Here is a 26,372-nt window from a genome sequence, read left to right on the forward strand (position 1 = left end):
CTCCCCTCAAGCTGCGCGCGCGGTCGGAAGCGCTAGCCCCGTATCCGCCACAATGCCTGCCCCCTCGAGCTTAGAGACGCTGCTCCCGTCGATCCTGATCAGGAGCGACGTAAGACTTCGCCCATCATGGGTGCGCGGCGATCCCAGCGCCTCGCAGTCCCATCCGAACCTTCGGATCTGATCGAACCAGGCCACCTCGGCAACGCCCGTGTAGCGGCCGATCTTGTTCGCGAGGGCATAATCGACGAGCCCGACCAGAAGCATGTCTCGAGCGCTGCGGCGCAGTTGCGCTCCAACCCCGCGGGAGAGGCAGAAGCGGGTGATCTCGAGGACGTCGGTCCCGCTAGGGACAACTCCGTCGACAAGATCCGGATAGAGACTGTCGAGCAGCGCCGGGCGTGTCGTCTTCAGCAACCGCGCCGATGCCAGATGATTGCCCTCGACGTCGGTGACGATGAGATAGGCGGCATGGCCGTCATCGAATTGATCGACTTCGAACTTGCCGGCGAGCACCGGCAGGTTCCATTTCAGAAGATCGACGAACACATGTTTGCGGGCCTCGAACATCGACCTGAGCACCTTGTGCTCGCGGGTCCGGTCATTGGTATCAACAATATGAAGCATTTGAACTGTCCCCTTGAGTGAAAGAGACAATCCAATTGAACGGCAAATCGTCCCGGCGCCATAACACAACGGGGGGGTATCAGCGGCCCGCGAGGTCTCCGAAGCTGATGTCGCCACCAAAGAGCGCGCGGGTCGTGAGCGTCGTCCGGTCGGTCGCATCATATTTGGCGCGGGCGTTGCGCAGATGCTCCTTCACCGTGTCACGGCTGAGGCCCAATATTTGCGATATCGACCAGTCGGACTTGCCGCTCGCCGACCAGATGAGGCATTCGCGCTGCCTGTCCGTGAGCCGGGGACGACGGGGCATGATCTCCGGATTGGCCAGCAAACGTGCGGCTTCGAAAGCGTGGCTTCCTATCATCTGCGCAAAATAGAGTGCCTCGGGAGGTGCCGGTTCGCCAATGCCCCAGGCAAAGGACACCGACCCATGTGCCTCGCCCGGCAGATGGGTGGGAACGGTCAACCCATCCCCGATCCCGTGGCTTCGCGCTTGAGCCAATATATCGGCGTCCTGCGGCCGTTCGGGGGTGAACGCCGACCTGTCGTGCCACAAAAAGCCCGAAAGGCGCCGCTGGCTCGCCCGATGGACAGGATCGGATAACCCCAGTCTCCGCTCGTCGAACCACAGCGCCCATTCCTCGGGGTAGTTGTGGATGCGGATGCCGCGCTTAGGCGCTGCGAGAAAATCGACATGATGGCTGAGAGCGAAGAAGCTGCAGCCGATTGTACGGCAAACTTCGCGTAACGCATCGTCGATATCGGCGATTGTTGCGACCTTGGTCAGCTGCACGGCGATCCTTTGCGCCGCGTCGAGCGTTGGCATGTTCGTCCCCGCGAAATCGGACCGCGCCCTCAAGTCGCCGCGCCCTTATTCGCCTTTCAAACAGTTCGGAAGGGCGCTGCTCTCTCAAAGAAGCTGCCCGCCGAATATGAAAGATCGAACCGCCCCCACGCGATCTGTTACTGAAGTCCAGCATCCTATCAGAAGTCGTTGGAAATATTTCAATAATATTCTGAATATTTAACGGTGTGGAAAGGACGATCCATCTCGACGCACCGCCGGTGGTTCCCGACTGGCACAGCGCCGCGAACTACGCGGCGTTGCTCGACTGCGATCGTCGCTCCTTCGCCTGGGAGTGGCTGCGCCGGAGCGCGGCATATCGTTCTGCTTTCGTAAATCGCGGCGTCGAACCTTCACAATTCGGCCTCGTCGCATTCGTCGACCCCGTACTGGCGGCATCGGAGGCCAAACCGATCTGGTCGCCCCTCACCGACCCTTATGTTCTCGATAGCCGCATTGCAGGTTTTCGCCCTCCCCCGGGAGATCAGTTCGACATAAGGACTCTTGCACCCTTTGTGTCCGTCGAAATCGCCGATGAGGCTGTCGAGCACTGGCTTCTGACGAACGGGAAGTGGTCGATCAGGATAGACCTTCATGACGGCACATTACTCGGCGGCCCTTTGCTCCTAGACCATCGCCTTCAAGGTCTGTCGTCGATCGAACCCAAATTAGCCGCGCTCAAGCGACTTGTGGCATTAACCCGAAACGGAGACATACCGGTTGGCCTTGCGCCACGGGAAGTTCGTGCAGCCCGATGGATTCTCGAGCTGCGAACGGGCGACGCACTCGCTGTCGGAGCTTCGCAGCAGGACATGGCTCGCACCTTCTTCGGCAACTCGGTGACGCCAAACCGCTGGCGTCTCGACAGCAGTTCGTATCGGCTTCGCGTGCAAAGGCTGGTCAAGGCCGCGCGCCGTCACCTTGGTGCTCCACTCGCTGGTCCATGGTTTAACTGACAAGTCGCAAATTTTGCGGCGGGTTGCCTTCAGATGCGCGCGGCGGACGCTAACGCCGAAAGCAGGGAAATCTAGGTTCAGCCGTCCCTCCAACGGCAGAGCAAATGTCGGAATCGTCGCTCCCACCGAAACCAGCATTCGAGGTTCCAGAGCGGCTCGTTCGGCTCGATGAAGTCAAGCGGCGCGTCGGACTTGGCAAGTCGATGATCTACGAGATGATCAGGGCCGGCAGCTTCCCACCTCCCTACAAGATCACTCCGGCGACTGCACGCTGGAGCGACCGGGAGATCACCGCCTGGATCGACGAGGTCAAAGACGGCTTCGAGGGAAAGAAGCGGAAGGTCTGAGACCTTCCGCTCCAGTCGTCATACTGCGCGACCTGCAGAATTGTTGGAAAAACGGAACCCCTTGGGAACAGCTTCCGGCACCCGCCGCCGCGAATCCTCCGCCAAGGGCTTGGCGGGACGCTCAACCAGGACGCGGGGCGCAGGCAGCTTCTCCGTCAGCATGTCGGCCCAGATACAAGCAAGCTCGCGCCGCCGCGGCATGTAGGCAGCGCGGTTATATGCGCCCTCGCTTTCGCTGACTTGCTTGGGAATATGTGCCAGCATGAGATCGATAGCTGAACGGTCGTCCCTGTCACCCTCGCGCTTCGCCCACTCGTTCATGATCGTCGAGAAGGCAGCACGAAAACCGTGCGGGACATGATGCCCATGGTAGCCCGCGCGGTTCAGCAGGTAACCGATCGCATTTTCGCTCATCGGCCGGTGCGCGAACCGATTGCCCGGAAAGAGAAGTTCACCGTCGCCTGTCAGGGGCCAGAGAGCGCACAAGACTTCGACGGACTGCGGCGCCAGCGGCACCAGATGATCGCCTCCGTCTTCTTCCTTGCGCTCGATACCGCCCTTCATCCGCGCTGCCGGGATTCGCCAGAGCGGATATTTGCCGTCGAGGTCCTCGAATTCTTCCCAGCGGGCGCCGCGGAGTTCACCGGGTCTGACAGCGGTCAGTGCCAGTAAGCGCAGCGCAAGCCGCGTCACAGGCCGGGCATAATCTTCTTCCGCATCGTTGATCATTTTCTGGAGCGGCCCGAGCTCAACGATCGCCGGCTGACGGCCCTTCCTCACAGGCTTCAGCGCGGCGCCGAGTTTTTCAGCAGGATCACACTCGGCCTTACCGACCGCCATGGCATAGCCGAATATTGCGGAAATCCGCTGACGGACACGCTTTGCCGACTCGCCTGCCCCGCGATCTTCCATTGCCTTCAGGAGGTCGAATATCGCCGGCGGCGTCAGGCTCGCGATCGGAAGAGAGCCGATGGACGGAAAGACATCATGCTCAAGACTTCGCAGGATGTCGGCGGCGTGACGAACCGCCCATTGTGTTTTGAACGTCGCATGCCAGTCCCGCGCCACCAGCTCGAAAGTCGTACGGCCAGCTTCGAGGTTCGCTGCCACTTTCAGTCTCTTGACGACAGCCGGGTCGTGCCCTTCGTCCAGCTGGCGACGGGCTTCGTCGCGCTTCGACCGCGCATCGAGCAAGCCGACCCCCGGATAAATGCCGAAAGACATAGTCTTTTGCTTTTCGCCATATCGATAGCCCCATTTCCAGAGCTTCGATCCGGTGGGGGTGACCAGCAGGTAGAGCCGGTGACTGTCGGTGAGTTTATAGGGTTTTGCGCGTGCCTTTGCAGCGCGAATCTTTGCATCGTTCAGCATGCTCATCTCCGAGACCACGTTTTCAAAAACCGGGACCACGCGGCCGAACCTCCCGAGTGGCGGAGGCGTGTGGACGGCTGCGAACGACCCGGGCCACGAAGCGTCGGATTTCCTAGGAAAACAGCAAGATCGGTGGACTGTTGTGGACCCCCATGGAGGGGTAGGTGGCGGAGACGGAGGGATTCGAACCCTCGGTACCGGATTTACCAGTACGACGGTTTAGCAAACCGTTGGTTTCAGCCACTCACCCACGTCTCCGCATGGTCTGTCGCGCTAACGACAGGCTGGCTCAGGCGGGCGCTATAGCCAGCCGTCTCGCGCGCCGCAACGGCAAACATTGCTCTTTTTTTGCCGTCGGATTTTCGGCCCGTCGCCGAAATCGATTCGGTCTGGCGCAAAATCGACTCAGGTCATCGCCGGTTCATTGCCCGCCCGCCAATAGGAGAGTCATGGTAAACACAGCCTCGCGGCGCGATAGCGCGTCGCCGGCCCGGAATTTGGGGGAATATCATGCGAACGTCGCTTTCCAGCCTTGCCGTGATGGCCATCGCGTCGATTGGCCTTGCGCTGTCGCCGCTGCCCGCGGCGGCACAGATGACCGAGATCGATCCCAACAGCGCGATCGATGCCGACCTCGACAATCCGACCCCGCCGCCGCCCGCGACCGACACGGTGAGCGGCGACACAAGCTATGACAGCGACCTCGCGACGGGCGACCAGGTGACCTCGACCGACCCCACGACGACGACCGTGACGAATCCAGAAGCCGCCGCGACCAACGCCGCGCCGGGAACGACGTACAAGAAGGACGATCTGATCGGCGCCGCCGAGGGCGTGTTCGGCAAGGGCGCGCAGGGGCTCGCCAGCCTGATCGAGGATATCCTGAAGAAACAGGGCGAACCCAATGCCTATATCGTCGGCCGCGAAGCCGGCGGGGCGCTGGTCCTCGGCGTGCGCTATGGCTCGGGCACGCTGTTCCACAAGATCGAGGGCGAGATGCCCGCCTACTGGACCGGTCCGTCGATCGGGTTCGACGCGGGTGCCAACGCCGGCAACACCTTCGTCCTCGTCTATAATCTCTTCGACACGCAGGACCTCTACAAGCGTTATCCGGCCGGCGAAGGCGCCGCCTATCTGATCGGCGGCTTCAACGCCTCCTACCTGCGCCGCGGCGACGTCGTGCTGATCCCGATCCGCGTCGGCGTCGGCGCCCGGCTCGGTGCCAATGTCGGCTATATGAAGTTCCGCAAGAAACAGAACTGGGTGCCCTTCTAAGACCCGGCCGCTTATCCGGGGCGACGGCCCGCGCCCGAGGCGCGGGCCTTTTTTATGCCCACGGCGGCCGGCGACGCCGCGGACCCCGTTACCCGACATTAACTTTATCGGCGCACAATCGCCGCATGAGACGATCGGATTCCCCCGCCCCGATCAAGCCCCCTCTGCGCTTGCGTATCTTCCCAAGCCCGGCGGCGCTGCCCTTGCCCGTGTACCGCGACTTCGTGGACATGCTTTACAGCATGGCCGTCCCCATCTTCGGGCTCGGGGCGGTCTTCGTCGGCATCTGCGTGCTGGTCGGCCTCGAACTCGGCAACGGCTTCCTGCTCGTGCTTGCCGGCCTAGGCGCCCTGACCACGTTTCTGCGCCTCGCGACCCTGCGCGCTTATGGTCGTTCGGGTCCCGTGGACGACTTCGACACGCTGCGGCGCTGGGAGCGCCGCTATGCGATCGGCAACTATGCCTCCGCGATCCTCCTCGCGCTGCTCAACGTCGTTGCGATCTCTTCCCATTATCCGCTGCTCCACCTCATCACGGTCAGCCTGGTGTTCAGCTTCGGCGCCGGCATCGTGTCACGCACCTCGGTACGCCCGGCCATCTGTGTGACCAGCCTGCTGCTTGCCACCGTGCCGACGATCATAGCGCTCGCGTTGCACGCCCTCACCTCGCACGCGACCCTGCTGCATTCCGAGCTGTTCCTGATCGAGGCCTTCATCGTCGCGATGATCACCGGGCTCAGCCTCCAGACGGTCGGACATCTGTACCGGTCGGCGGTCGAGCATCACACCGCGCGGCACGACATGGCGAAACTCGCCCGGACCGACGCGCTCACCGGGCTTTCGAACCGGCTGCTGCTGCGCGAACTCTTCCAGCAACACGCCGCGACCGCGCTGCGCACCAAGCATCTCGTCGCGCTGCATTATCTCGACCTCGACGGCTTCAAGGCGATCAACGACCGCTTTGGCCATCCTGCGGGCGACGCCTTGCTCGAGCAGGTGGCGCGCCGGCTCGAGCGCATCGTGCGCAGCGAGGACGTGGTCGCGCGGCTCGGCGGCGACGAATTCGTCGTCCTGCAAGTCGATCTGAGCGACGAGAGCGAAGCCGAACTGCTGGCCCGCCGCATCATCCGCGAGATCGGCAAACCCTATCTGGTCGACGAGATCGAGATGTTGATTTCGGTCAGCGTCGGCATTGCGACCGCCCCCAAGCTCGGGATCGAACTCGAACGACTGCTCGCCTGCGCCGACGGCGCGTTGTATCGCGCGAAGGCGGGCGGAAAGGCCCGGGCACTCTTCTGCGCAGAGGCCGACGCCGCCAAGGCCGATATCGCCGCCTGAGCCGGCGCGCGACGCGATGCCGCTAGTCGCCGTCGAAGGCGATCAAGGTCTCGCAAGCCAGCCCCGCGCCGATCAGCCGCTGCGAGCCGCCCAAGTCGGGCAGGTCGATGACGAACATCGCCGCCGCGACCTCCGCCCCGGCATTACGCATCAATTCCGCCGTCGCGAGGATCGTGCCGCCGGTCGCGAGCAGATCGTCGACCAGCACGACCCGGTGGCCGGGCAGTACCGCGCCTTCGTGGAGTTCGAGCCGGTCGACGCCATATTCGAGCTCATAATCGACCCCGATGGTGACGCCGGGCAGTTTGCCCGCCTTGCGCACCGGGACGAGGCCGAGGCCCATCGCGGTTGCCATCGCCGCGCCAAACAGGAAGCCGCGCGCCTCGACCGCGACGATCAGATCGGGGCGATAGTCGGCCGCGCGAACGGACAAACGCCGCACGGCTTCCGAAAAGCCGGCGGCGTCGCCGATCAGGGTCGTGATGTCACGAAACTGGATGCCCGGCTTGGGAAAGTCGGGGATAGTGCGGACCAGCGACGCGAGGTCGAGGTCCGGCTGCGGCGGGAGGGCGATCATCGGGCGCGCCCTCCCCTGTCCGCTCAATGCTTCTTGTCGGCCCAGATGTTCCGGTACGACAGATAGGCGAGGATGCTGAAGATCGACAGGAAGATCACGACAGCCCAGCCGACCTGCACGCGCTTCACCAGCTTGGGCTCGGCGGTCCAGACGAGGAACGCGGTGACGTCCTTCGACATCTGGTCGACGGTCGCCTTGGTGCCGTCGGCGTAGGTCACCTGGTTCGGAGCCAGCGGCGGCGCCATCGCGAGGTTGAGGTTCGCGAAATAGGGGTTGTAGTGCAGCCCCGTGCCCGGCTTGAGTTCGGCGGGCAGGTTCGCCGGCGGGTTCTGGAACCCGGTCAGCAGCGAATAGACATAGTCCTTGCCGCCTTCGCGCGCCTTGGTGATCAGCGAAAGGTCCGGCGGCAGCGCATTGTTGTTCGCGGCGCGCGCGGCGGTTTCGTTGGCATAGGGCGACGGGAAATAATCCGACGGCAGGCCGTCGCGCGTCGCCGGCTCACCCGTGTCGGGGTTGATCGACGGAACCTGGAAACCCTTGGCAAAGGTCTTGACCTGACCAGGGGTGTAGCCGAGCGCCTCGATGTCGCGGAAGGCGACGAGGTGCAGGCCGTGACAGGCCGAGCAGACCTCCTTGTACACCTGCATGCCGCGCTGCAGCTGCTGCTTGTCCCAATGGGGCAGCAGGCCGTCGCTCGCGAGCTTCAGATGCTTGGGGTGTTCGTGGAACGAATGGGCGACATTCTCTTCATTGCTGAGCGGCGTCGTGAGAATCGCGAGCACCAGCGCGGTAATGAAACCGAGGCCGACGAGAAATCCGAGCGGGCGAACCATGGCTGTATCAGCTCCTGTTAAAGTCCGGCGCTCAGGCCGTGGCGTCCGACGTTTTGTCGGCATGCTTGGCGAGAACCGCCTCGGTGATCGAATTGGGCATCGGCAGCGGACGTTCGATGCGCGACACGATCGGCAGGATCACCAGGAAGTGGGCGAAATAATAGATCGCGCCAAGCTGGCTGAGGATCACATAGGGCTGTTCGGCCGGCTGCATGCCGCAATAGCCGAGCAGCAGGACGTCGACGACGAGGATCCAGAAGAAGATCCGGTACAGCGGACGATAGGTCGACGACTTGACCGGCGAGCTGTCGAGCCAGGGCAGGAAGAACAGCACGGCGATCGATGCGAACATCGCGATGACGCCCCACAGCTTCGCGTCGATCCACAGGAAGTTGAAGGTGAAGGCCTTCAGGATCGCATAGAAGGGCAGGAAGTACCATTCGGGCACGATATGCGCCGGGGTCGAAAGCGAGTTCGCCGGGATATAGTTGTCGGCATGACCCAGCGTGTTCGGGCTGAAGAAGGTCAGCAGCGCGAAGATGATGAGGAAGATGCCGAGCCCGAAGCCGTCCTTCGCGGTGTAATAGGGGTGGAACGGTACGGTGTCCTGTTCGTCCTTCACCTCGATGCCCGTCGGGTTCGACGAACCCGGGATGTGCAGCGCCCAGATGTGCAGGATGATGACACCCGCGATCACGAACGGCAGCAGATAGTGCAGCGAGAAGAAGCGGTTGAGCGTGGCGTTGTCGGGGACGAAGCCGCCGAGCAGCCATTCGCGGACCGGTTCGCCGACCAGCGGGATCGCCGAGAAGAAGCCGGTAATCACCTGCGCGCCCCAGAAGCTCATCTGGCCCCAGGGAAGGACGTAGCCCATGAAGGCGGTCGCCATCATGAGAAGGAAGATCACCACGCCGAGCAGCCACACCATTTCGCGCGGCGCCTTGTACGAACCGTAGAAAAGGCCGCGGAAGATGTGGAGATAGACGACGATGAAGAACATGCTCGCGCCGTTCATATGCGCATAGCGGATGAACCAGCCGGCATTCACGTCGCGCATGATATGCTCGACCGAGTTGAAGGCGACGCCCGCATTGGCGGCATAATGCATCGCCAGCACGATGCCGGTGATGATCTGGATCGCCAGCGCGGCGCCGGCGAGGACGCCGAAGTTCCAGAAATAGTTGAGGTTGCGCGGCACCGGATAGCCGGCGCCGACCGCGTTATAGACGAGGCGCGGCAGCGGCAGCTTCTCGTCCAGCCACTTCATCAGCGGCAGCTGCGGTTCGTAGTTCTTGGCCCAGGGAAAGCTCATCTTATCTCGCTCCTCAGCCGATCGTCACGACGGTGTCGCTGGTAAATTCATAGGGCGGCACAACCAGATTTTTGGGTGCCGGACCTTTGCGGATGCGCGCCGCGGTGTCGTAGTGCGACCCGTGGCACGGGCAGAAATAACCGCCGAAATCGCCGCGATTCTCGCCCTCGGCGGCGCCGAGCGGCACGCAACCCAAATGGGTGCAGACGCCGAGCGTGATCAGCCAGTTTTCCTTGCCGGGCTTCGTACGCTGGTCGATCGTTTCGGGATCGCGCAGGTCGCCGAGCGGCACCGCCTTGGCTTCGGCGATTTCCTTCGCGACGAGGTTGCGCACAAACACCGGCTGCTTGCGCCAGCTGGTCTTGATCGCCTGGCCGGGCTGGATCGCCGAAATGTCGATTTCGGTGGTCGACAGCGCGAGCACGTCAGCCGACGGGTTCATCTGGTTGACCAGCGGCAGGACGACGGCGGCCGCGCCGACCCCCGCGAAGCTGACCGCCGCGATATTGATGAAGTCGCGGCGACGGACTCCGTCGTCGATGACTGCGGCGGCTTCGGTTTCACTGGCCATTCGATTGCCCTTGCCTGGCTGAACTGACAATTTCCCCGGGGAAAGGGCCACCCTTTTTGCGCGCATGCGAAAGCACGCGCCCCGGCGGCCCCTCCGGGAATTGCGGGCCTGATAGCGACACAGTCGGGGCTTGCCAACAGGCAATTTCCCCTTTGCGAACCGCTTGCAGGCACCATCGCCCGGCCCCTCGATTTGCGCGGGCTGGCGCCTTATGAAGCGCGCATGGAAATCGCCCTGTTTCAGCCCGACATCGCGGGCAATGTCGGCACCACGCTGCGCACCGCCGCCTGTTTCGGCGTGCCTGCACATATTATCGAGCCGTGCGGCTTTCCCTTTTCGGACGGCGCGTTGAAGCGCGCCGGCATGGACTATGCGGTCCGCGCCAATGTCCGGCGCCATCCCGACTGGAATGCATTCCGGCAATGGTCGCAGATCGGCGGCCAGCGCCTCGTCCTCCTGACGACCGCCGGTGCGACGCCGCTGCCGCATTTTGATTTCGATCCAGGCGACATCCTGCTGTTCGGATCAGAGAGCAGCGGCGTTCCGCATCATGTCCATGACGCGGTCACCGCGCGCGTCGCGATTCCGATGCACAGGGACTTTCGCTCCTTGAATGTCGCGGTCGCGGCTGGCATCGCGCTCGCCGAGGCGCTCAGGCAGACGAAAGGTTTTCCCGCATGATTTTGCTCGACCCCCAGCAACAGGCTGCCCGCAACTGGTTCGAATCGTTGCGCGACCGGATCTGCGCCGAGTTCGAGGCGATCGAGGCCGAAGCCGGCAGCGAGGCGCGCTTTTCCTATACGCCGTGGGACCGCGAGGCCGAGGGGCTGGAGCCCGGCGCCGGTGGTGGCGGCGTGCGCGGGGTGATGACGGGTCAGGTGTTCGAAAAGGTCGGGGTCAATGTCTCGACCGTGGGCGGCCAATTCGCGCCCGATTTCGCCGCCTCGATCCATGGTGCCGCCGAGGATCCCAGCTTTTTCGCGACCGGGATCAGCCTCGTCGCGCATATGGCGAACCCGCATGTCCCGGCGGTGCATATGAACACGCGCTTCCTCGTCACGACGCGGCGCTGGTTCGGCGGCGGCGCCGACCTCAACCCCCCGATTCCCTATGCCGAGGATACCAACGCCTTCCACGCCCGGCTGCGCGCCGCCTGCGCCCCCTTCGGTCCCGACGTCTATGAACGCTATGCCAAATGGGCCGAGGATTATTTCTACATCCCGCACCGCGGCGTCCATCGGGGCGTTGGCGGCATCTTCTACGATCATCTCGAATCGGGCGACGATGCCGAGTTCGACCGCAATTTCGAACTCACCCGCGCAGTGGGCGAAGCGTTTCTGGACGTCTTCCCCCAGATCGTCCGGCGCCGCATGGGCCTGCCCTTCACCGAAGAAGAGCGCGAGGCGCAGCTGATCTGGCGCGGCCGCTATGCCGAATTCAACCTCGTCTACGACCGCGGCACGCTGTTCGGGCTCAAGACCGGCGGCAATATCGACGCGATCCTGATGAGCCTGCCCCCGCTCGCCAAGTGGAACTGATGCAAAAAGGGCGCCCCGTTACCGGAGCGCCCTTCCTGTTATCTTGATCGACGAGCCTCAGGCGAAGACGTCGGGCGAACCCTGAGTCCCAATGCAGCGATAGATGCCGGCGGGCATCGACACCGACACCAGGATCACCGGCACATAGACGATCAGCGCCATCAGCAGCAGGCCGACCACCGCACCCGCGCCAGCATCGGGCGTCATCATCGTGCTCGACAGCCCGCCGAACACCATCGACACCACGAAGATGAAGACGAGGAAGAGCAGGATCATCACGAAGTTGAAGCCGACGATCGTCCACTGCGACGCGCTCGTCAGCTTCCACGATTCGGCGAACGCCGAGAAGGGATTCGACGACCGGTTCACCGCCATCAGCGGCCCTGCGGCGGTGAGGCGCCCGAAGAACCACAGGAAAAAGACGATGATCGCGATATAGAAGATGATCCCGAACAGGATCAGTCCTGCCGATGCCCCGCCGCTGGCGAACGCCTCGGGCGACAGGCCGCTGGCGCCGAATACGCCGATGGCGAGCAGACCGACGATGAACAGAACAATGTAGAACAGGATCATCACGCCGATCTGCACTACGAAATTGCCGAGCATCAGCGCGAAGCCCGCGCCAAGGCCCCAGCCGATGTCGCTGGCGGGTTCGCCGCCAACGAGACCGGTTCGCCAGATCAGCAGGCTCGCCGCATAGACGATCGTCCCCGCGATGAAGCCGAAGAGGATGAACGATCCGAAGGCGCCAAAGGCGGCGGATGGATCGCCCTGCGCCATCATCATGGTCATCATCGCATTGCGCAACAGCAACCAGCCGAGCAGGCAGACGACGACGACCGCGCCCCCCAGCCATAACAGCATCTGCATCCAGTTGGTTTTCAGGAACCCGAAGGTCTCCGAAAAAGCGGCACCGACACTCATTTTGACCATGATTTCCCCCTTTGTTGAATTCTTCCTTATTCCTTCTTGTGCGCCCGATATCCTGCCTAGCGGGTTGTCGTCGTGATTGCGATCACTTCATGCCGTAACGGAAAAACGGCACCGACCGATCGGTCACGAAAATATCTCGCTCCCACCGCGCAGCGCCAGCTGGCGATAGGAGGCAGCGCTGATCGCGGCGGAGACGATACCGCCGACGGCGGCGACCCCGCCTTCAACCAGCCCGGTCAGCATCCGCCCGATGCCATCGCCCGTGCCGACGAGCGCGGCGACTAGGCCGCCCAGCATGACCGCAACGATCAGCACCACGAGCGTGACGAGGAACATGAACAGCGCAATCCGCCAGCCATTGTCCTTGGTCAGCCGCCAGCTTTCCTGGATCGCAGCGAGCGGATTGAACAAGGTGCGGTCGACCAGCACCGGCGACGTCACCGCGAGCCGGCCCCACAGATAGAAACAGATGCCGAGGAACAGCAGCGCGGCGACGAACAGCAGCAGCGCGCCGATCGCGCCGCCGCCCGCGGCGATCCCGGGCAGGAACAGCCCCAGCGCGATCACCCCGACCCCGATGCCAAGGATCAGCTGGACCGCGATCATCGTCGGCACCATCTTGAGCGCGAAGACCAGCGCGTCGCCGACGCTGATGCCCGTGTGCGACAACCAGAGCCGCATGATACCGACCCCGCCGATCGCACCGATCACGCCGGTGAGCAGCTGATAGGGAATCGCCTGACGCGCACTTTCCTGCAAGGTCGCCATCATCTGCTGGAACGTCGCATTGGCAACGGGCTCGAGCGGCACCGGGCCGAACCACGAAACCGCCAGCGTCGGCAGGAAGAGGAACACCGCCGCGATGGTGAGAGTCAGCGCGCTGTGCGACTTGAGCAACACCATGCTGTCGTCCCACGCCGCACCCATATCGAACTTTGGCATCTATATCCCGTCTCTGCTCAATTTCCGGACCGGGAGACTGACCGCCTTGGCGCGCGTTGTCCAGCCATGTTAACGATTTAGCACGCGGCGCTTGCACTCGATCGCGCACGGGCGCAGGAGGCGCGCGATGAGCCTTTCCTCGTTACCCGAATGGACCGTATCGCCGGGTCTGACCGATTACCCCGCCGCGCTCGCCGACATGGAGGCACGCGCCGCCGCCATTTATGCCGGCGAGGCGGGCGAGCGCATCTGGCTGCTCGAACATCCGCCGCTCTACACCGCCGGCACCAGCTCCGATCCCGCCGAACTGCTCGATCCGCGCTTCCCGGTCTATGACGCAGGGCGCGGCGGACGTTACACCTATCACGGCCCCGGCCAGCGCGTCGGCTATGTCCAGCTCAACCTGGCGCAACGCGGCCGCGACGTGCGCGCCTATGTGTCGGCGCTCGAAGGCTGGGTGATCGACGCGCTCGCCGAGCTCGGGGTCGAAGCGCGCCGCGCGGAGGGCCGCATCGGCATCTGGACCGACGACGAATTCGGCCGCGAGGCCAAGATCGGCGCGATCGGCGTGCGCGTGAAGCGCTGGGTGACGATGCACGGCGTCTCGCTCAACGTCGCACCCGACTTGGCGCACTTCGGCGGCATCGTGCCGTGCGGGATCGCCGAATTTCCGGTGACCAGCCTCGCCGCGCTCGGCAAAACGGCCGGGTTCGCCGAGGTCGATGCCGCGCTGGCGAATGCCCTGCCCGCCTTTCTCGACAAAATTTCGGCCAGCGCCTAGGAAGCAGCCATGACCCGCATCATCCTTCCCTCGCTCCTGCTCTTCGCCCTGGCCGCCTGCGGCAGCGAGCCCGCGGGCAAGACGACATCGCAGCTGAACGCAGTCGAGGTCGAGCCCGGCACGATCAGCGATTCGATGATCATCCTCGACGATGCGAGCGGCGACGGGACGGCGGTCGACAATAGCGTGCCCGACGACGGCAGCGCCAAGCCCGCCGCGAAGACCGAGGACAGCACCGACGAGGCTACCGACGAAACCGCGACGACCGGCGACGGTGCCGAAACCATCTCGTCGCCCGTCGCCAAAAAGGCCGAAACGCCCGCGCCCGCCAAGAAGGCCGGCGAATAAACGTCTAGCGCAGCCCGAGGCTCTTGTGCGCCTGGAGCGACAGGCGCCAACGGGGATCGTCCATCACCAGGTCGATGCAGGCCTGGACATTGGCCGCGGCATTGGGGTCGTCGAGCGGCTGGACCAGCAGATGCGCAAAATCGAGCGTCGCGAAGCGCGCCACGTCGCTGCCCGGCTGCGGCCAGACGAGCTTCAGTTCATCGCCGCTCGTCTGGACCAGTTCGCTGCCCGCCTTCGGGCTTATGCAGATCCAGTCGATGCTGCGCGGCACCGCGAAGGTCCCGTTGCTTTCGATCGCGATGGTGAAACCCTCGGCATGCAGCGCATCGATCAATGCCGCATCGACCTGCAGCATCGGCTCGCCGCCGGTCAGCACGACATAGCGGTCGTCGGCGCCATCGCCCCAGCTTGCGGCGATCGTCACGGCCAGCGTGCCCGCGTCCTTATATTTGCCGCCGAGCGTACCGTCGGTGCCGACAAAGTCGGTGTCGCAGAATTGGCAGACAGCCTTGGCACGATCCTTTTCGCGCCCGGTCCACAGATTGCAGCCCGAAAAGCGGCAGAACACCGCACGGCGCCCCGCCTGCGCCCCCTCGCCCTGCAAGGTGAGGAAGATTTCCTTGACCGCATAGGCCATGCGTCAGGCCCGAACGGCGTAGCGGGTCGGGTCGACCAGCCCGGCGTCGGCAAAGCCCTTTGACCGCAGGCGGCAGCTGTCGCACAGCCCGCAATGTTCGGCGCTCGGCGCCGGATCGTAGCAGGACCAGCTCATCCCCGCGTCCATGCCCAGTCGCGCCGCCTCCGCCGCGATGTCGGCCTTGGTCATATGCTGGAGCGGCGCGTGGATGCGGAAATCGACGCCCTTGTCGCCGTCGCGCGTCGCGAGGCGCGCGAGCTTTTCGAAGCCCGCGATGAATTCGGGGCGACAGTCGGGATAACCCGAATAATCGAGCGCATTGACCCCGATGACGATGTCCTGCGCCTGACGCGCCTCGGCGAGCCCCAGCGTCAGCGACAGGAAAATCAGGTTGCGCGCGGGGACGTAGGTCACGGGGACCTCGTCGCCGACCCCTTCCTTCGGCACCGCGATATCGTCGGTCAGCGCCGAGCCGCCGAAACGGCGGAGGTCGAGCGGCAGCACGATATGTTCGGCCGCGCCGACATAAGCCGCGATGCGCGCGGCGGATTCGAGTTCGACGCGGTGGCGCTGGTTATAGTCGATCGTCAACGCGACGATCCGCGCCCCCGCCTCGCGCGCGAGCCCGGCACAGACCATCGAGTCGAGCCCGCCCGACAACAGGACGATCAGGGGTTTTCCGGCGACATCTTGCATCGGCGCCAGATAGGCCCGCACCGCCGGGGGTGCAAGTGCTGCGCCGCACCAAAGAAAACGGGCCGCACGGCTGTCGCTGTACGGCCCAGTTCGGCATGAAAGCCGTTAGGGAGAAGGACACACATCGGTGCGTCGTGCCTTCTGCCTATCATCCTATGGTTAACGAAGTGTTACGGCCCGCCGATTCAATTGGTGCAGGCGCCGCTGCGCCGCGCCTCATAGGCCTGCGAGAAAGGCTTGCCGTCGGCGATCCCCTGCGTGTCGATCTGGACGAGCCGGTTGGTCTCGCTGCGGATCGTCGTTCGGCCATGCCCCGCGCCCGGGCAGGTATAATGGACCGTCACCGACTTGGGGGTATCTTCGATGATATAGCGCGAACAGTTCGCGCGCGGGTGGAAGATCTGGATCATCCGCCGCGCATCGCCGAAGCACATCGTCTGCTTGACCGCCTGGTTGCCGCGCTCGCGCAATTGCCACCCGCCCTTCTCGAGCTGGTCGAGCATCGCGAGCGAGGGCGCCTCGGCAGGCACAGCGCTCGCACCGGCGAGCGCCACAACCGCGAAAGATGCTTTGGTCAAACGGGAAAAGATCGCCATGTCCACCTATCCAACGATTGCCCTTTATCGCGGGCAAACATGCGACCCTGTGATGACTAGGTAACGTTTCGGCACCGCGATTTCAACCGCTTGGCGCTAAAACACGTCCGTTTGTCGCTCGCGGCGTCAGTTGGGGGTGGCGATTTCGCCGAGGGGAATCGGGAAAACTCGCGAACAGAAAGCACAGTCGACGACGATATTACCCGCCTCGTCGGCCATGTCGACGCGCTCGGTCTCGGGGAACTGGCGCAGCACGCCGGCATAATATTCGGCGCTGCAGCGGCAGCCGCGCGACACGGTGGCGCCGGCCTCGACGCGCACCTCGTCCTCGTGAAACAGCCGCCAAGCCAGCGTTTCGAGCGAATGTGCGGGGTCGGTCAGTTCCTCGGGCTTCAAGGTCGCGGCGATCGTGCGGGCGTGCTCCCATTCCGGATGGTCGTGGCGTGTGTGCAACCGGTCGCGGCCGACCTCACCCTCGGGCAAATGCTGGAGCAGCAGCCCGCCGGCGACGCACCCCGCCTCATGGTCGTGACGCGCGGCGAGCCGGATCAGACTCGGAATCTGCTCGGACTGCTCGAAATAATGTTCGGCGGCATCGCCGATCGACGCGCCTTCGAGCGGCACGATACCCTGATAGCGCTCGTCGGTGGCCGGCTGGTCGAAAGTGATCGCGAGAAAGCCTTCGCCGAACAACGCGAACAGCGTCGGATCGGACCCGACCTCGGCGAGCCGCTCGGCATCGAATTTGAGGTAACCGCGCAATTCGCCGCCACGGAAATCGCAGACGAGCAGTTCGACCGGCCCGCCGCCGGTCTGTGCCTGCAGCGTCAGTTGCCCGCCCTCGGCCTTGAGCGTCGACCCGAGCAGCACGGTGAGCACCAGCGCCTCGGCTAGCAATTTCTCGGCGACCGGCGGATAGCTGTGCGCGCCGAGGATGGTGTTCAGCGTGGGCCCCAGCCGCACGAAGCGCCCGCGCACATGGCGCGCGGCGATGGTGAAGACCAGGGGCTGGTCGAACCAGGTTTCGATCGCGTCGCTCATAATTTTCCTAGCGCCCACAACAGGACGGATTTCTGGGCATGGACGCGGTTTTCGGCCTCGTCCCAGACGCGCGACTGCGCGCCGTCGATCACGGCGTCGACGACTTCCTCGCCGCGGTGTGCGGGCAGGCAGTGGAGGAACAATGCGTCGCCCTTCGCCGCACCCATCAGCCGCTCGTCGACCTGATAGGGCGCCATCGCCGCGAGCTTGTTGTGCGCATGGTCCTGCCCCATCGACACCCAGGTATCGGTGACGACCAGATCAGCGCCCGTCACCGCCTCGCGCGCGTCGCGGACGATGTCGATCTTCGCACCATTCGCGCGCGCCGCCTCGACAAAGCGCGCCTCGGGTTCATAGCCCTGCGGCACGCCCGCGCGGACGTTGAAGCCGAACAGTCCCGCCGCTTCGATCAGCGAAGCCAGCACATTATTGCCGTCGCCAAGCCAGGCAAGCTCGAGTCCGGGCAACGCCTTGCCGCTCTCGACGATAGTGAGCAGGTCGGCGACGATCTGGCACGGGTGCGACAGGTCGGTCAGCCCGTTGATGACCGGCACGCTGGCGAAATGCGCCAGTTCCTCGATCTTCTCGTGGTGGTCGGTGCGGATCATGATCGCATCGGCATAACGCGACAGCACGCGCGCGGTGTCGGCGATCGTCTCGCCGCGGCCGAGCTGGCTCGTGCCCGCGTCGAGGATCATCGGCACGCCGCCGAGCTGGCGGATCGCGATGTCGAACGAACAGCGCGTGCGCGTCGAATTCTTCTCGAACACCATCGCCAGCACATGGTCGGCGAGCGGCTTGTCGGCGTCGGGCTTTGCTTTCGGCCAGCCGGCGCGCGCCGCCTTGCGGTCGATCGCATCCGACAGCATCGCCGCGATCGCGTCCCCGCCCGCGTCGGACAGGTTGAGGAAGTGCCGCATTAGCTTTCGGGCGGCGTGTAGCTCGCCGCGCCTGCCGACAGTTTCTCGATGCATTCCGAAATGTGCGACTCTTCGATGTTGAGCGGGGGCAGGATGCGGATGACATTGTCGCCCGCCGCCACCGTCAGCAGCCCGTGATTGTCACGCAGGTGCGCGACGAAGGCGCGGCTGTCGCTCTTCATCTTGACGCCGAGCATCAGCCCCATGCCGCGCACGCTCTCGAAGAGGTTGTCGTGGTTCGGGATCAGCTGCTCGAGCGCACCGCGCAGCCGTTCGCCGGTCGCCTTGACCTGGTCGAGGAAGCCGTCTTCGAGCACGACGTCGAGCACCGCCTGCCCCGCCGCCATCGCGAGCGGGTTGCCGCCATAAGTCGAACCATGGGTGCCGATCACCATGCCGCGCGCCGCCTTTTCGGTCGCGAGGCACGCACCCATCGGGAAACCGCCGCCGATACCCTTCGCGCTGGCGAGAATATCGGGGGTCACGCCAAACTGTTCATAGGCATAGAGCGACCCGGTGCGCGCGACGCCGCACTGGACCTCGTCGAACACCAGCATCAGGTCGCGCTGGTCGCAGATGTCGCGCAGCGCCTGAAGGAAAGGCTGCGATGCCGGGCGGATGCCGCCCTCGCCCTGCACGGGTTCGAGCAGGAAACCCGCCGTATTGTCGTCGACCAGGTCGAGCGCCGCATTGACGTCGTCGAACGGCGCATAGGCAAAGCCGGGCAGCAGCGGGTCGAACCCCTTGCGCAGCTTTTCCTGGTTGGTCGCCGAGATCGTGCCGAGCGTGCGGCCGTGGAAGGCGTTGTTGAAGGTGATCAGCGTATGTTTGTGCGCGTTGCCTGCGCTCGAATGATAGGCGCGCGCGGTCTTGATCGAACATTCGACCGCCTCGGCGCCCGAGTTGGTGAAGAAGACCGTATCGGCAAAAGTGTTTTCGACCAGTCGCGCGGCATAGGCCTCACCCTGCGGGCTGCCGTAAAGGTTCGACACATGCATCAGCGTCGCGGCCTGATCCTGGATCGCCTTGGTCAGGTGCGGGTGGCCGTGGCCGAGCAGGTTGACCGCGATGCCGCTCGCGAAGTCGAGATAGCGCTCGCCGCGCTCGCCGATCAGATAGGCGCCCTCGCCTCGCACCGGACGCACACCGCACCGGGGGTAAACGGGCATCAGCGGCGTGATCGACATGGCGAGGTCCTTTCTCGGCTCCAAAAGGCAAAAAGCGGCCCCGAAAGGGCCGCCTTGCAACGGAACGCCGATCTAGGGGCTAACCGTCGCCGAATCAATGCCAGTGTTGGCCTTGGCACGCGGCGCAGCGCGCCCTAGTCTCGGCGCCCGAGGAGACGGTTATGGCGACGTCCGCGACTTTCGTTCCGGCCCAGCCGCCGCGCGTGCCCGACTGGCTGCCCGGCTGGCGCGCGATGACGGGCGAACGGCTGCGCAGCGTCGTGCACGGCATCGCCGAACCGGCGTTCGACGTGTGGCATCAGCCGCGGCAGTTCCTCAACATGGACCTGCATATCGTCAATGCGCCCGACATGATCGGCCATGTCCTGCTCGACAACCACAGCAATTATGTCCGTCCGCGCCAGTCGCGGCAGATCCTGAAGCCGCTGATCGGCAACGGCCTGCTCAGCGCGGTGGGCGAGGATTGGCGTAAGCAGCGCAAGATCGTCGCACCGACGTTTGCGCCCGGCGCGGTCGCGGGCATGGCGGCGCTGATGGCCGATGCGACGCGCGACGCGATGCGCGCCTTGCCGGCCGAAAGCGCCCGCGTCGACATGGCCGAACTCGCCACCGACACGACGATGGCGATCATCGCCAAAACGCTCTTCTCGGGCGACCCGCGCCTGATGTCGCACGAGGCGTCGGCGCATATCGGGCGGCTGATCGCCTCGGCGGCGCAGCCGCGGCTGATGCGCATCCTCGGCCTGCAGGATTTCGATCCCAGTCCGTCGATGATCCGTGCGCGCCGATCGCGGCGCTGGCTGCGGCGCACGCTGGCCGACCTGGTGCGCGAGCGTGGTCCATCGGGCGGCGCCGACGATTTTTTCGGCGGCTTCATGCGCGCACTCTATGCCGACCTGCCGCCATCGGAGGCCGAGGAACTGGCGGTCGACAATGCGATCACCTTCTACGTCGCGGGGCACGAGACCACCGCGACGGCGCTCAGCTGGGCCTGCTATGTCCTCGCGGGCCAGCCCGAATTGCAGGAAGAGGCGCGCGCCGAGGCGGTCGCGGCGCTAGGCGGCGACATCGCCACGCTCGCCGACCGGCTGCCGCTGCTGCGCCAGATCCTCGACGAAACGATGCGGCTCTATCCTTCGGCGCTGCAACTGATCCGCGAAGCGGTCGCCGACGACGATATGCTCGGCGTACCGGTCCGGAAGGGAGAACTGGTCTTCGTCTATCCGTGGGTCGTCCATCGCCATCGCAAATTGTGGGACGATCCCGACCGCTTCGACCACAACCGCTTCGCGCCCGAGAAAAAGGCGGCGTTGCACCGCTTCCAATATATTCCCTTCGGCGTCGGCCCGCGCATCTGCGTCGGTGCGCGCTTCGCGATCACCGAGGCACTGATCGTGCTCGCGAACTGGCTCTCGGCGCGGCGCCTCGCGCTGCCGCACGGGTTCCAGCCCATTCCCTACGGCAATATCACGCTGCGCCCCAAGCACGGCATGCCGCTGGTCGTTTCGCCGCTCTGACAGCGCCGATGCAACCATGGCCGACGGATCGCGTTCGCGCCTCGCATGCGTCGTTTCGCTTTTCTCCTTCTCCCGATGCTCGCGCTCGGCGCCTGCGACGCCTTGCCGCGCGACGCGTCGGGCACCACCAGCCGCGTCGAGCGGACGCATGAACTGCGCGTCACGGTGCTGCCCGGAACGCCCGACGCGCGGCCCGCGCTCGCACTGCTCGGCGCTTACGCCCGCGATCATGGCGCGCGACTTCAGCTTGTCCCGATCCATGGCGAACATGCGCATAAGGCGCTCGAAGACGGCGAGATCGACGTGCTCGTCGGCCATTTCGCCAAGGCATCGCCCTGGCAGGCCGACATCGCATTGTCGAAACCCGTCGCGCGCGGCGAACCCGATGACAGGCATCACCCGGTGCTGCGCATCGCGCGGCGCAACGGCGACAACGCCCTGATCCTCGCGACGGACCGGCTGGTCGACGAGGCCGCACGATGAGCCTGCACAGCGGCATCCCCGACGCCATCGCTGCCGACGTCCGGCACGGCGAACGGCTCGAATGGTGGACGTTGTTGTGGATCGGCAGCGTCGTCGTCGTGATGGGCCTTGTGATGGGCGCGAGCCAGGCGATGAAATCGGCGGTGATCGAGGATGTCCTCAGCCTCATCCCCGCAATCGTCTTCCTGCTGTCGGTGCATTGGGAGCGCAAGCGGGCGAACCGCCGCTTCCCCTTCGGTTATCGCCGCGCCAACAGCCTCGCCTTCCTCGTCGCCGCGACCGCGCTGCTCTCGGTCGGCGGCTTCCTTGTCTACGAAAGCGTCACGACGCTGGTGCGACAGGAGCATCCGACCGTCGGCGGCATCACCCTGTTCGGCGAAACTATCTGGCTCGGTTGGCTGATGATCGCCGCGCTCGTCTATTCGGTGATCCCGCCGCTGGTCCTCGGGCGGATCAAGCAGCCGGTCGCGAAGCGGATCAACGACAAGGTCCTCCACACCGACGCCCTGATGCAAAAGGCCGACTGGCAGACCGGGCTGGCGGCGATCGCCGGCATCATCGGCATCGGGCTCGGCTGGTGGTGGGCCGACGCCAGCGCGGCGCTGTTCATCGCGCTGTCGATTATCAAAGATGCCATCGGCGCATTGAAACAGGCGGTCGCCGAACTGCTCGACGGCACCCCGCGCGCGCTCGCTTCCAACGCGATCGCCGATGATGCCAAGGCGTTGATCGCGGCGCTCGAGGCGCGCTTCGGCCAGGTCGAAGTGCGGCTGCGCGAAACCGGCCGCTATATCGCCGCCGAGGTCGACTGCCGCCCGCCAGCCGTCATCCCGACCGAGGCCGAACTGATGGGCGAAGACAAGGCCTGGCGTCTGGCGAGCCTCGGTTTCCGTCCGGACTAGAGCGCCTTCGCCGCCTCCATCGCCAGCGCCACCGAATGCTTGCGCGCGTCATGATCGTACATCGAGGACGCGATTACCACTTCATCGACCCCGGTGCGCGCGACAAAGGCCTTCAGCCCGTCGCGGACGTCGTCGACGGTCCCGACCGCCGAACATTGCAGCACATGGTCGAGGATCGCGCGCGCATTGGGCGGCAGGCTGTCCTTGTAGCCCGCGAGCGGCGGCTTCATCTTGCCCGGATTGCCGGTACGCAGCGCGACGAAGGCCTGCTGCTGCGACGAGGCGAGCAATTCGGCCTCCTCGCGCGTGTCGGCAGCAAAGACGTTGAACGCCGCGGCGGCATAGGGCTCGGACAGCTGTTCCGACGGTTTGAACTGGCGGCGATAGATATCGAGCGCCTCGTCGAGCGCGTCGGGCGCAAAATGGCTGGCAAAGGCATAAGGCAGCCCGAGCATTGCCGCGAGCTGCGCGCCGAACAGGCTCGATCCGAGAATCCAGATCGGGATGTGCGTCCCCTCGCCCGGCACCGCGCGGATGCCGAGCCTTTCGTCTCCGGCAAGGAAGGCCTGCAATTCGACGACATCCTGCGGAAACTGCCGCTCGTCGCTCGCGAGATTGCGGCGGAGCGCGCGCGCGACGACGCCATCCGACCCCGGCGCGCGGCCGAGGCCAAGGTCGATGCGGCCGGGAAACAGCGCCTCGAGCGTGCCGAATTGCTCGGCGATCACCATCGGGGCGTGGTTGGGCAGCATGATCCCGGCCGAGCCGATGCGGATGCTCGACGTCGCTTGCCCGATATGCGCGAGCACGACCGAGGTCGCGGCGCTGGCGATCCCCTGCATGCCATGATGTTCGGCGACCCAGTAGCGGCCGTAACCGAGCGCCTCGGCGTGCCGGGCAAGATCGGCGGCATTGGCCAGCGATTGGGCGATCGTCCCGGTGTCGGTGACGGGGACGAGATCGAGCAGGGAGAGTTTCAGCATGAAACCGATATGCGGATGCGCGCCGCGCGGTTCAACCTTAGCGCTTCGCGGACCCGGTCAAGAAATTCTACGCCCGCTCGTCCTTCGGCGATTCCATCAGCACATAGGTGGTGATCGAATGCACCTGCGGCAGAACGCCGAGCACCTCGGTGTGGAAATGCTTGTACGCCGCAAGGTCGGCGGTCTCAATGCGCAGCAGATATTCGATCGTGCCTGTGATGTTGTGGCATTCGCGCACCTCGGGCGCTTCCGCCATCGCAGCCTCGAAATCGCCCTGCGCCTTTTTTGTGTGCGTCGACAGCCCCACCGCGACATAGGCCATGAACGTCAGCCCCAGCTTCGCGGGATCGATCACCGCGCGATAGCCCTTGATCACCCCGCTGCGCTCCAATTCCTGCACGCGGCGCAGGCACGCCGAGGGCGACAGCCCGACGCGCTCGGCGAGCTCAAGGTTGGAGATTCGTCCGTCGCGCGACAATTCGCGCAATATATTGCGGCCTATGGCGTCGATCCTGGTCATGGATTGCACAAACTAACCGATTGCGGTCCATCTTTGCAATCCATCGCGCATCGAAACGCATTATATTGCGCCGCATGGAACAGACCACTCTCGCCGCGCTCTCCGCCTTCGCGCTCGTCTCGTCGATCACGCCGGGGCCGAACAATATGATGCTGATGGCGTCGGGCGCCAATTTCGGCCTCCGCCGCACCGTCCCGCACGCGCTGGGGGTCGGCTTCGGCTTCACGCTGATGATCCTGCTCGTCGGCGTCGGGCTGATGGGATTGTTCGACCTGTTCCCCGTCCTCAACACCGTGCTCAAGGTCGTGAGCGTCGCCTATCTGCTGTGGCTGGCGTGGAAGATCGCCAACGCCGCCGCGCCCGGCGGCGGCAACGAGGCCCCGCGCGGCAAGCCGATGACCTTCGTCCAGGCGATCCTGTTCCAGTGGGTCAATCCGAAGGCGTGGACGATGGCGCTGTCGGCGATCGCACTCTACGCGCCCGACCGCAATTTCGTCGCGGTGCTACTCGTCGCGATCGTCTTCGGCATCGTCAACCTGCCCTCGACGAGCATCTGGGCAGTGATGGGCACCGCGCTGCGCGGCTGGCTGTCGAGTCCGGCGCGTCTCAAGGCGTTCAACTGGACGATGGCGGCGCTGCTCGTCGGATCGCTTGCGCTTCTGATCTGATCGCTTAAATCCCGGCGCGACATCGCTCGCGACCGGAGAAAAACCCATGCAAAGCCGCCGCCTTGGCAAAAGCGCCATCCATGTGTCCGACATCTGCATGGGGACGATGACCTTCGGCAGCCAGACCGACGAGGCCGAAGCGTTCCGCGTCCTCGACCGCTGTTTCGACGAGGGTATCAATTTCTACGACACCGCCGAGGGTTATCCGGTGCCGCCCGACAGCAAATGGGTCGGCCGTACCGAGGAGATCGTCGGCCGCTGGATGAAGACCAAGCCGCGTGACGCGATCATCCTCGCAACCAAGGTGTCGGGACCGAGCCATGTCTGGTTCAAGTCGCCCTGCCGGAACGGCATGACCGCGCTCGACCGCAAGAATATCTGCCAGGCGATCGACGACAGCCTGACGCGACTGCAGACCGACTATGTCGACCTCTACCAGACGCATTGGCCCGACCATGACGCGCCCTATGACGAGATGATGGACGCGCTCGACGAACTCGTCCGCGTCGGCAAGGTCCGCATCCTCGGCTGTTCGAACGAGACGAGTTGGGGACTGATGAAATCGCTCGCCGCGTCGGAGAAGCTCGGCGGCGCGCGCTACCACACGATCCAGAATAATTTCAGCCTCAACAACCGCCGCTTCGAGGACGAACTCAAGCAGGTCTGCCGACAGGAAGGCGTCAGCCTGATCCCCTATTCGCCGCTCGCCGGCGGCGTGCTGTCGGGCAAATATCAGGGCGGCGCGACCCCCGAGGGTGCGCGTTTCTCGCGCTACCTCCAGATGGAGGGCCGGCAGGCGGTGATGGGGCGCCGCTTCGTCAACGACAAGAGCCTCGCCGCGACCGAACGCTATCTCAGGATCGCCGAGGAAGCCGGGCTGCATCCGGTAACGATGGCGACCGCCTGGTCGAAACAGCACGACTTCGTCGCCTCGACGATCGTCGGGGTCAGCGCCTATGACCAGGTCGATCCGATCCTCGCGGCGAAAGATCTGGTACTGAGCGACGATGTGATGAGCGCACTCCACCAGGTGAGCCGCGACATCCTCTACCCGATGGGGTGATCGACCGGCCGCAAAGTCGGCCAATCGAGCACCAGCGCGTCGCCCACCCGCAGCGCGCGCCAGGACGTGGCCAGCCGGTCGAACGCCGCGAACACCGCAGGTTTCGCGCGGTCGAACGCCGCGCGCTCCTCAGCGCTGAGCGTCGCCCGCACCCGATCGGCCTCGCCCAGCGCGGCGCGCTGTCCGGCGCTGTCGGGGCGGCGGCCGCTGCGCCAGCCGATATCGAACAGGAAGGCGGCGAGTTCGGACAGTTCGCCCTCGCGGCCCTGCGTTTCGACCAGCCTCTTCCCCTTGGCAACCTGCTTGCGGACGGTGCGACGCCGGTCGCGGGCATCGGCCTTGCCGCCTGCGGCCTCGACATGGAACGAGCCCGCGGTCCCGCCCGCGGCGATCTGCCCGAACACCCCGCCCTTGAGCCCGAGCAGTGCCTCGACGACGAAATGCACCATGTCGTGCGGGACGTCGGCGTCGAAGCCCGGCGCGGGGTCCATCACCAACACGGGCATCCCGGGTCGCTCGATGCGCATCGAATAGCGGCGCTCGCCCGATCGGATGAAATGGACTTTCATGGGC

General features: G+C 64.8%; 31 protein-coding genes and 1 tRNA gene. 13 read left to right on the forward strand and 19 right to left on the reverse strand.

Annotated elements, in window-relative coordinates; genetic code table 11:
• Positions 1-6 precede the first annotated feature (6 nt).
• The gene (locus B1A78_RS05420; protein ID WP_077145979.1) at positions 7-624 is read right to left on the reverse strand and encodes an acyl-homoserine-lactone synthase; all 618 of its coding nucleotides are present in this window, start codon (positions 622-624) and stop codon (positions 7-9) included.
• A 79-nt stretch (positions 625-703) separates the two neighbouring features.
• Positions 704-1,447: a LuxR family transcriptional regulator gene (locus B1A78_RS05425; protein WP_083733869.1), complete on the reverse strand. Its 744-nt coding sequence runs from the start codon at positions 1,445-1,447 to the stop codon at positions 704-706.
• 206 nt (positions 1,448-1,653) lie between these two features.
• Between B1A78_RS05425 and B1A78_RS05430 the strand changes: the two genes are divergently transcribed.
• Positions 1,654-2,421 carry a transcriptional regulator domain-containing protein gene (locus tag B1A78_RS05430; protein ID WP_077145980.1) on the forward strand — a complete coding sequence of 256 codons (768 nt, stop codon included), beginning with the start codon at positions 1,654-1,656 and terminating at the stop codon, positions 2,419-2,421.
• Positions 2,422-2,525: 104 nt separating this feature from the next.
• On the forward strand, positions 2,526-2,768 hold the full coding sequence (locus tag B1A78_RS05435) for an AlpA family transcriptional regulator (protein ID WP_077145981.1): 243 nt from the start codon (positions 2,526-2,528) through the stop codon (positions 2,766-2,768).
• Positions 2,769-2,786: 18 nt separating this feature from the next.
• On the opposite strand, the gene B1A78_RS05440 is transcribed toward B1A78_RS05435, so the two are convergent.
• Both B1A78_RS05440 and B1A78_RS05445 read right to left on the reverse strand, forming a co-directional pair.
• Positions 2,787-4,145, reverse strand: coding sequence for an integrase arm-type DNA-binding domain-containing protein (locus B1A78_RS05440; RefSeq protein ID WP_256837490.1), 1,359 nt, complete (start codon positions 4,143-4,145; stop codon positions 2,787-2,789).
• A 159-nt stretch (positions 4,146-4,304) separates the two neighbouring features.
• Positions 4,305-4,397, reverse strand: a tRNA-Ser gene (locus B1A78_RS05445).
• 252 nt (positions 4,398-4,649) lie between these two features.
• On the opposite strand from B1A78_RS05445, the gene B1A78_RS05450 reads away from it, so the two are divergent.
• Both B1A78_RS05450 and B1A78_RS23080 read left to right on the forward strand, forming a co-directional pair.
• On the forward strand, positions 4,650-5,414 hold the full coding sequence (locus tag B1A78_RS05450; protein WP_077145982.1) for a DUF1134 domain-containing protein: 765 nt from the start codon (positions 4,650-4,652) through the stop codon (positions 5,412-5,414).
• A gap of 170 nt (positions 5,415-5,584) precedes the next feature.
• Positions 5,585-6,751 carry a GGDEF domain-containing protein gene (locus B1A78_RS23080; protein ID WP_256837491.1) on the forward strand — a complete coding sequence of 389 codons (1,167 nt, stop codon included), beginning with the start codon at positions 5,585-5,587 and terminating at the stop codon, positions 6,749-6,751.
• A 22-nt stretch (positions 6,752-6,773) separates the two neighbouring features.
• Here B1A78_RS23080 and B1A78_RS05460 read toward each other — a convergent pair whose 3' ends face one another.
• From B1A78_RS05460 to petA, 4 genes are read right to left on the reverse strand one after another with little or no spacing between them, the layout of a single operon-like run.
• Positions 6,774-7,328, reverse strand: a complete 555-nt coding sequence (locus tag B1A78_RS05460) for an adenine phosphoribosyltransferase (protein ID WP_077145983.1) — start codon at positions 7,326-7,328, stop codon at positions 6,774-6,776.
• Between the two features lie 23 nt (positions 7,329-7,351).
• The gene (locus tag B1A78_RS05465) at positions 7,352-8,161 is read right to left on the reverse strand and encodes a cytochrome c1 (RefSeq protein WP_077145984.1); all 810 of its coding nucleotides are present in this window, start codon (positions 8,159-8,161) and stop codon (positions 7,352-7,354) included.
• A gap of 31 nt (positions 8,162-8,192) precedes the next feature.
• A complete protein-coding gene (locus B1A78_RS05470) occupies positions 8,193-9,473 on the reverse strand; it encodes a cytochrome b/b6 (protein WP_077145985.1) in 1,281 nt (426 codons plus the stop codon).
• A 13-nt stretch (positions 9,474-9,486) separates the two neighbouring features.
• Positions 9,487-10,044, reverse strand: a complete 558-nt coding sequence (gene petA, locus B1A78_RS05475; protein ID WP_077145986.1) for a ubiquinol-cytochrome c reductase iron-sulfur subunit — start codon at positions 10,042-10,044, stop codon at positions 9,487-9,489.
• Between the two features lie 222 nt (positions 10,045-10,266).
• On the opposite strand from petA, the gene B1A78_RS05480 reads away from it, so the two are divergent.
• Complete coding sequence (locus B1A78_RS05480) at positions 10,267-10,725, forward strand: tRNA (cytidine(34)-2'-O)-methyltransferase (protein ID WP_077145987.1); 459 nt, start codon at positions 10,267-10,269, stop codon at positions 10,723-10,725.
• Positions 10,722-11,582, forward strand: a complete 861-nt coding sequence (gene hemF / locus B1A78_RS05485; protein ID WP_077145988.1) for an oxygen-dependent coproporphyrinogen oxidase — start codon at positions 10,722-10,724, stop codon at positions 11,580-11,582. The genes B1A78_RS05480 and hemF overlap by 4 nt, the downstream gene beginning before the upstream one ends.
• Before the next feature lie 57 nt (positions 11,583-11,639).
• Here the strand turns inward: hemF and B1A78_RS05490 are convergent, their stop codons facing one another.
• Together B1A78_RS05490 and B1A78_RS05495 are read right to left on the reverse strand one after the other, a co-directional pair.
• On the reverse strand, positions 11,640-12,515 hold the full coding sequence (locus B1A78_RS05490; RefSeq protein ID WP_077145989.1) for a hypothetical protein: 876 nt from the start codon (positions 12,513-12,515) through the stop codon (positions 11,640-11,642).
• Between the two features lie 123 nt (positions 12,516-12,638).
• On the reverse strand, positions 12,639-13,457 hold the full coding sequence (locus B1A78_RS05495; RefSeq protein ID WP_077145990.1) for a glycerophosphoryl diester phosphodiesterase membrane domain-containing protein: 819 nt from the start codon (positions 13,455-13,457) through the stop codon (positions 12,639-12,641).
• 127 nt (positions 13,458-13,584) lie between these two features.
• Between B1A78_RS05495 and lipB the strand changes: the two genes are divergently transcribed.
• Positions 13,585-14,238, forward strand: coding sequence for a lipoyl(octanoyl) transferase LipB (gene lipB / locus B1A78_RS05500; protein ID WP_077145991.1), 654 nt, complete (start codon positions 13,585-13,587; stop codon positions 14,236-14,238).
• 9 nt (positions 14,239-14,247) lie between these two features.
• Positions 14,248-14,586, forward strand: coding sequence for a hypothetical protein (locus B1A78_RS05505; protein ID WP_077145992.1), 339 nt, complete (start codon positions 14,248-14,250; stop codon positions 14,584-14,586).
• 4 nt (positions 14,587-14,590) lie between these two features.
• Here B1A78_RS05505 and queE read toward each other — a convergent pair whose 3' ends face one another.
• From queE to B1A78_RS05535, 6 genes are all read right to left on the reverse strand, one after another.
• Positions 14,591-15,223, reverse strand: a complete 633-nt coding sequence (gene queE / locus B1A78_RS05510; RefSeq protein WP_077145993.1) for a 7-carboxy-7-deazaguanine synthase — start codon at positions 15,221-15,223, stop codon at positions 14,591-14,593.
• A 3-nt stretch (positions 15,224-15,226) separates the two neighbouring features.
• Complete coding sequence (gene queC / locus B1A78_RS05515; protein ID WP_077146010.1) at positions 15,227-15,919, reverse strand: 7-cyano-7-deazaguanine synthase QueC; 693 nt, start codon at positions 15,917-15,919, stop codon at positions 15,227-15,229.
• Positions 15,920-16,104: 185 nt separating this feature from the next.
• Positions 16,105-16,497, reverse strand: a complete 393-nt coding sequence (locus B1A78_RS05520) for a hypothetical protein (protein WP_256837492.1) — start codon at positions 16,495-16,497, stop codon at positions 16,105-16,107.
• Positions 16,498-16,641: 144 nt separating this feature from the next.
• Entirely contained in the window at positions 16,642-17,556 is a 915-nt protein-coding gene (locus tag B1A78_RS05525) for an Hsp33 family molecular chaperone HslO (protein ID WP_077145995.1), read from the reverse strand.
• Positions 17,553-18,476 carry an ornithine carbamoyltransferase gene (argF, locus tag B1A78_RS05530; protein WP_077145996.1) on the reverse strand — a complete coding sequence of 308 codons (924 nt, stop codon included), beginning with the start codon at positions 18,474-18,476 and terminating at the stop codon, positions 17,553-17,555. The genes B1A78_RS05525 and argF overlap by 4 nt, the downstream gene beginning before the upstream one ends.
• Entirely contained in the window at positions 18,476-19,663 is a 1,188-nt protein-coding gene (locus B1A78_RS05535) for an aspartate aminotransferase family protein (protein WP_077145997.1), read from the reverse strand. Before B1A78_RS05535 ends, argF begins: the two co-directional genes overlap by 1 nt.
• A gap of 161 nt (positions 19,664-19,824) precedes the next feature.
• On the opposite strand from B1A78_RS05535, the gene B1A78_RS05540 reads away from it, so the two are divergent.
• Genes B1A78_RS05540 through B1A78_RS05550 form a run of 3 tightly spaced genes read left to right on the forward strand, consistent with a single transcriptional unit; the run spans position 19,825 to position 22,565 of the window.
• The gene (locus tag B1A78_RS05540) at positions 19,825-21,180 is read left to right on the forward strand and encodes a cytochrome P450 (RefSeq protein ID WP_077145998.1); all 1,356 of its coding nucleotides are present in this window, start codon (positions 19,825-19,827) and stop codon (positions 21,178-21,180) included.
• Between the two features lie 45 nt (positions 21,181-21,225).
• A complete protein-coding gene (locus B1A78_RS05545; protein WP_144037699.1) occupies positions 21,226-21,663 on the forward strand; it encodes a hypothetical protein in 438 nt (145 codons plus the stop codon).
• Positions 21,660-22,565 carry a cation diffusion facilitator family transporter gene (locus B1A78_RS05550; protein ID WP_077146000.1) on the forward strand — a complete coding sequence of 302 codons (906 nt, stop codon included), beginning with the start codon at positions 21,660-21,662 and terminating at the stop codon, positions 22,563-22,565. The genes B1A78_RS05545 and B1A78_RS05550 overlap by 4 nt, the downstream gene beginning before the upstream one ends.
• On the opposite strand, the gene B1A78_RS05555 is transcribed toward B1A78_RS05550, so the two are convergent.
• Together B1A78_RS05555 and B1A78_RS05560 are read right to left on the reverse strand one after the other, a co-directional pair.
• The gene (locus B1A78_RS05555) at positions 22,562-23,548 is read right to left on the reverse strand and encodes an LLM class flavin-dependent oxidoreductase (RefSeq protein ID WP_077146001.1); all 987 of its coding nucleotides are present in this window, start codon (positions 23,546-23,548) and stop codon (positions 22,562-22,564) included. The two genes, B1A78_RS05550 and B1A78_RS05555, sit on opposite strands and share 4 nt — an antisense overlap.
• Positions 23,549-23,615: 67 nt before the next feature.
• The gene (locus B1A78_RS05560) at positions 23,616-24,068 is read right to left on the reverse strand and encodes an Lrp/AsnC family transcriptional regulator (RefSeq protein ID WP_077146002.1); all 453 of its coding nucleotides are present in this window, start codon (positions 24,066-24,068) and stop codon (positions 23,616-23,618) included.
• A gap of 74 nt (positions 24,069-24,142) precedes the next feature.
• Between B1A78_RS05560 and B1A78_RS05565 the strand changes: the two genes are divergently transcribed.
• A complete protein-coding gene (locus B1A78_RS05565; protein WP_077146003.1) occupies positions 24,143-24,736 on the forward strand; it encodes a LysE family translocator in 594 nt (197 codons plus the stop codon).
• Positions 24,737-24,833: 97 nt separating this feature from the next.
• Positions 24,834-25,799, forward strand: a complete 966-nt coding sequence (locus B1A78_RS05570; protein ID WP_256837493.1) for an aldo/keto reductase — start codon at positions 24,834-24,836, stop codon at positions 25,797-25,799.
• Here B1A78_RS05570 and B1A78_RS22555 read toward each other — a convergent pair.
• Positions 25,784-26,372, reverse strand: a 589-nt coding sequence (locus B1A78_RS22555) for a hypothetical protein (protein WP_179101985.1), incomplete at its 5' end; no start/stop codon positions are given. The genes B1A78_RS05570 and B1A78_RS22555 overlap by 16 nt on opposite strands.

Origin of the sequence: Sphingopyxis sp. KK2, assembly GCF_001990265.1 — a bacterium.
In the GTDB taxonomy this organism is placed as follows: Bacteria; Pseudomonadota; Alphaproteobacteria; order Sphingomonadales; family Sphingomonadaceae; genus Sphingopyxis.

What these genes read in the sequence shown, in the direction of transcription:
- B1A78_RS05540 (WP_077145998.1), top strand. Translation starts at nt 19,825, where the DNA reads ATGGCGACGTCCGCGACTTTCGTTCCGGCCCAGCCGCCGCGCGTGCCC.
- B1A78_RS05565 (WP_077146003.1), top strand. Translation starts at nt 24,143, where the DNA reads ATGGAACAGACCACTCTCGCCGCGCTCTCCGCCTTCGCGCTCGTCTCG.
- B1A78_RS05480 (WP_077145987.1), top strand. Translation starts at nt 10,267, where the DNA reads ATGGAAATCGCCCTGTTTCAGCCCGACATCGCGGGCAATGTCGGCACC.
- B1A78_RS05425 (WP_083733869.1), bottom strand. Translation starts at nt 1,447, where the DNA reads ATGCCAACGCTCGACGCGGCGCAAAGGATCGCCGTGCAGCTGACCAAG.
- B1A78_RS05440 (WP_256837490.1), bottom strand. Translation starts at nt 4,145, where the DNA reads ATGAGCATGCTGAACGATGCAAAGATTCGCGCTGCAAAGGCACGCGCA.
- B1A78_RS05525 (WP_077145995.1), bottom strand. Translation starts at nt 17,556, where the DNA reads ATGAGCGACGCGATCGAAACCTGGTTCGACCAGCCCCTGGTCTTCACC.
- B1A78_RS05550 (WP_077146000.1), top strand. Translation starts at nt 21,660, where the DNA reads ATGAGCCTGCACAGCGGCATCCCCGACGCCATCGCTGCCGACGTCCGG.
- B1A78_RS05495 (WP_077145990.1), bottom strand. Translation starts at nt 13,457, where the DNA reads ATGCCAAAGTTCGATATGGGTGCGGCGTGGGACGACAGCATGGTGTTG.
- B1A78_RS05535 (WP_077145997.1), bottom strand. Translation starts at nt 19,663, where the DNA reads ATGTCGATCACGCCGCTGATGCCCGTTTACCCCCGGTGCGGTGTGCGT.
- lipB (WP_077145991.1), top strand. Translation starts at nt 13,585, where the DNA reads ATGAGCCTTTCCTCGTTACCCGAATGGACCGTATCGCCGGGTCTGACC.
- queE (WP_077145993.1), bottom strand. Translation starts at nt 15,223, where the DNA reads ATGGCCTATGCGGTCAAGGAAATCTTCCTCACCTTGCAGGGCGAGGGG.
- argF (WP_077145996.1), bottom strand. Translation starts at nt 18,476, where the DNA reads ATGCGGCACTTCCTCAACCTGTCCGACGCGGGCGGGGACGCGATCGCG.
- B1A78_RS05560 (WP_077146002.1), bottom strand. Translation starts at nt 24,068, where the DNA reads ATGACCAGGATCGACGCCATAGGCCGCAATATATTGCGCGAATTGTCG.
- B1A78_RS05555 (WP_077146001.1), bottom strand. Translation starts at nt 23,548, where the DNA reads ATGCTGAAACTCTCCCTGCTCGATCTCGTCCCCGTCACCGACACCGGG.
- B1A78_RS05470 (WP_077145985.1), bottom strand. Translation starts at nt 9,473, where the DNA reads ATGAGCTTTCCCTGGGCCAAGAACTACGAACCGCAGCTGCCGCTGATG.
- B1A78_RS05460 (WP_077145983.1), bottom strand. Translation starts at nt 7,328, where the DNA reads ATGATCGCCCTCCCGCCGCAGCCGGACCTCGACCTCGCGTCGCTGGTC.
- queC (WP_077146010.1), bottom strand. Translation starts at nt 15,919, where the DNA reads ATGCAAGATGTCGCCGGAAAACCCCTGATCGTCCTGTTGTCGGGCGGG.
- B1A78_RS05490 (WP_077145989.1), bottom strand. Translation starts at nt 12,515, where the DNA reads ATGGTCAAAATGAGTGTCGGTGCCGCTTTTTCGGAGACCTTCGGGTTC.
- B1A78_RS05545 (WP_144037699.1), top strand. Translation starts at nt 21,226, where the DNA reads ATGCGTCGTTTCGCTTTTCTCCTTCTCCCGATGCTCGCGCTCGGCGCC.
- B1A78_RS05435 (WP_077145981.1), top strand. Translation starts at nt 2,526, where the DNA reads ATGTCGGAATCGTCGCTCCCACCGAAACCAGCATTCGAGGTTCCAGAG.
- petA (WP_077145986.1), bottom strand. Translation starts at nt 10,044, where the DNA reads ATGGCCAGTGAAACCGAAGCCGCCGCAGTCATCGACGACGGAGTCCGT.
- B1A78_RS05570 (WP_256837493.1), top strand. Translation starts at nt 24,834, where the DNA reads ATGGGGACGATGACCTTCGGCAGCCAGACCGACGAGGCCGAAGCGTTC.
- hemF (WP_077145988.1), top strand. Translation starts at nt 10,722, where the DNA reads ATGATTTTGCTCGACCCCCAGCAACAGGCTGCCCGCAACTGGTTCGAA.
- B1A78_RS05465 (WP_077145984.1), bottom strand. Translation starts at nt 8,161, where the DNA reads ATGGTTCGCCCGCTCGGATTTCTCGTCGGCCTCGGTTTCATTACCGCG.
- B1A78_RS05450 (WP_077145982.1), top strand. Translation starts at nt 4,650, where the DNA reads ATGCGAACGTCGCTTTCCAGCCTTGCCGTGATGGCCATCGCGTCGATT.
- B1A78_RS05420 (WP_077145979.1), bottom strand. Translation starts at nt 624, where the DNA reads ATGCTTCATATTGTTGATACCAATGACCGGACCCGCGAGCACAAGGTG.
- B1A78_RS05505 (WP_077145992.1), top strand. Translation starts at nt 14,248, where the DNA reads ATGACCCGCATCATCCTTCCCTCGCTCCTGCTCTTCGCCCTGGCCGCC.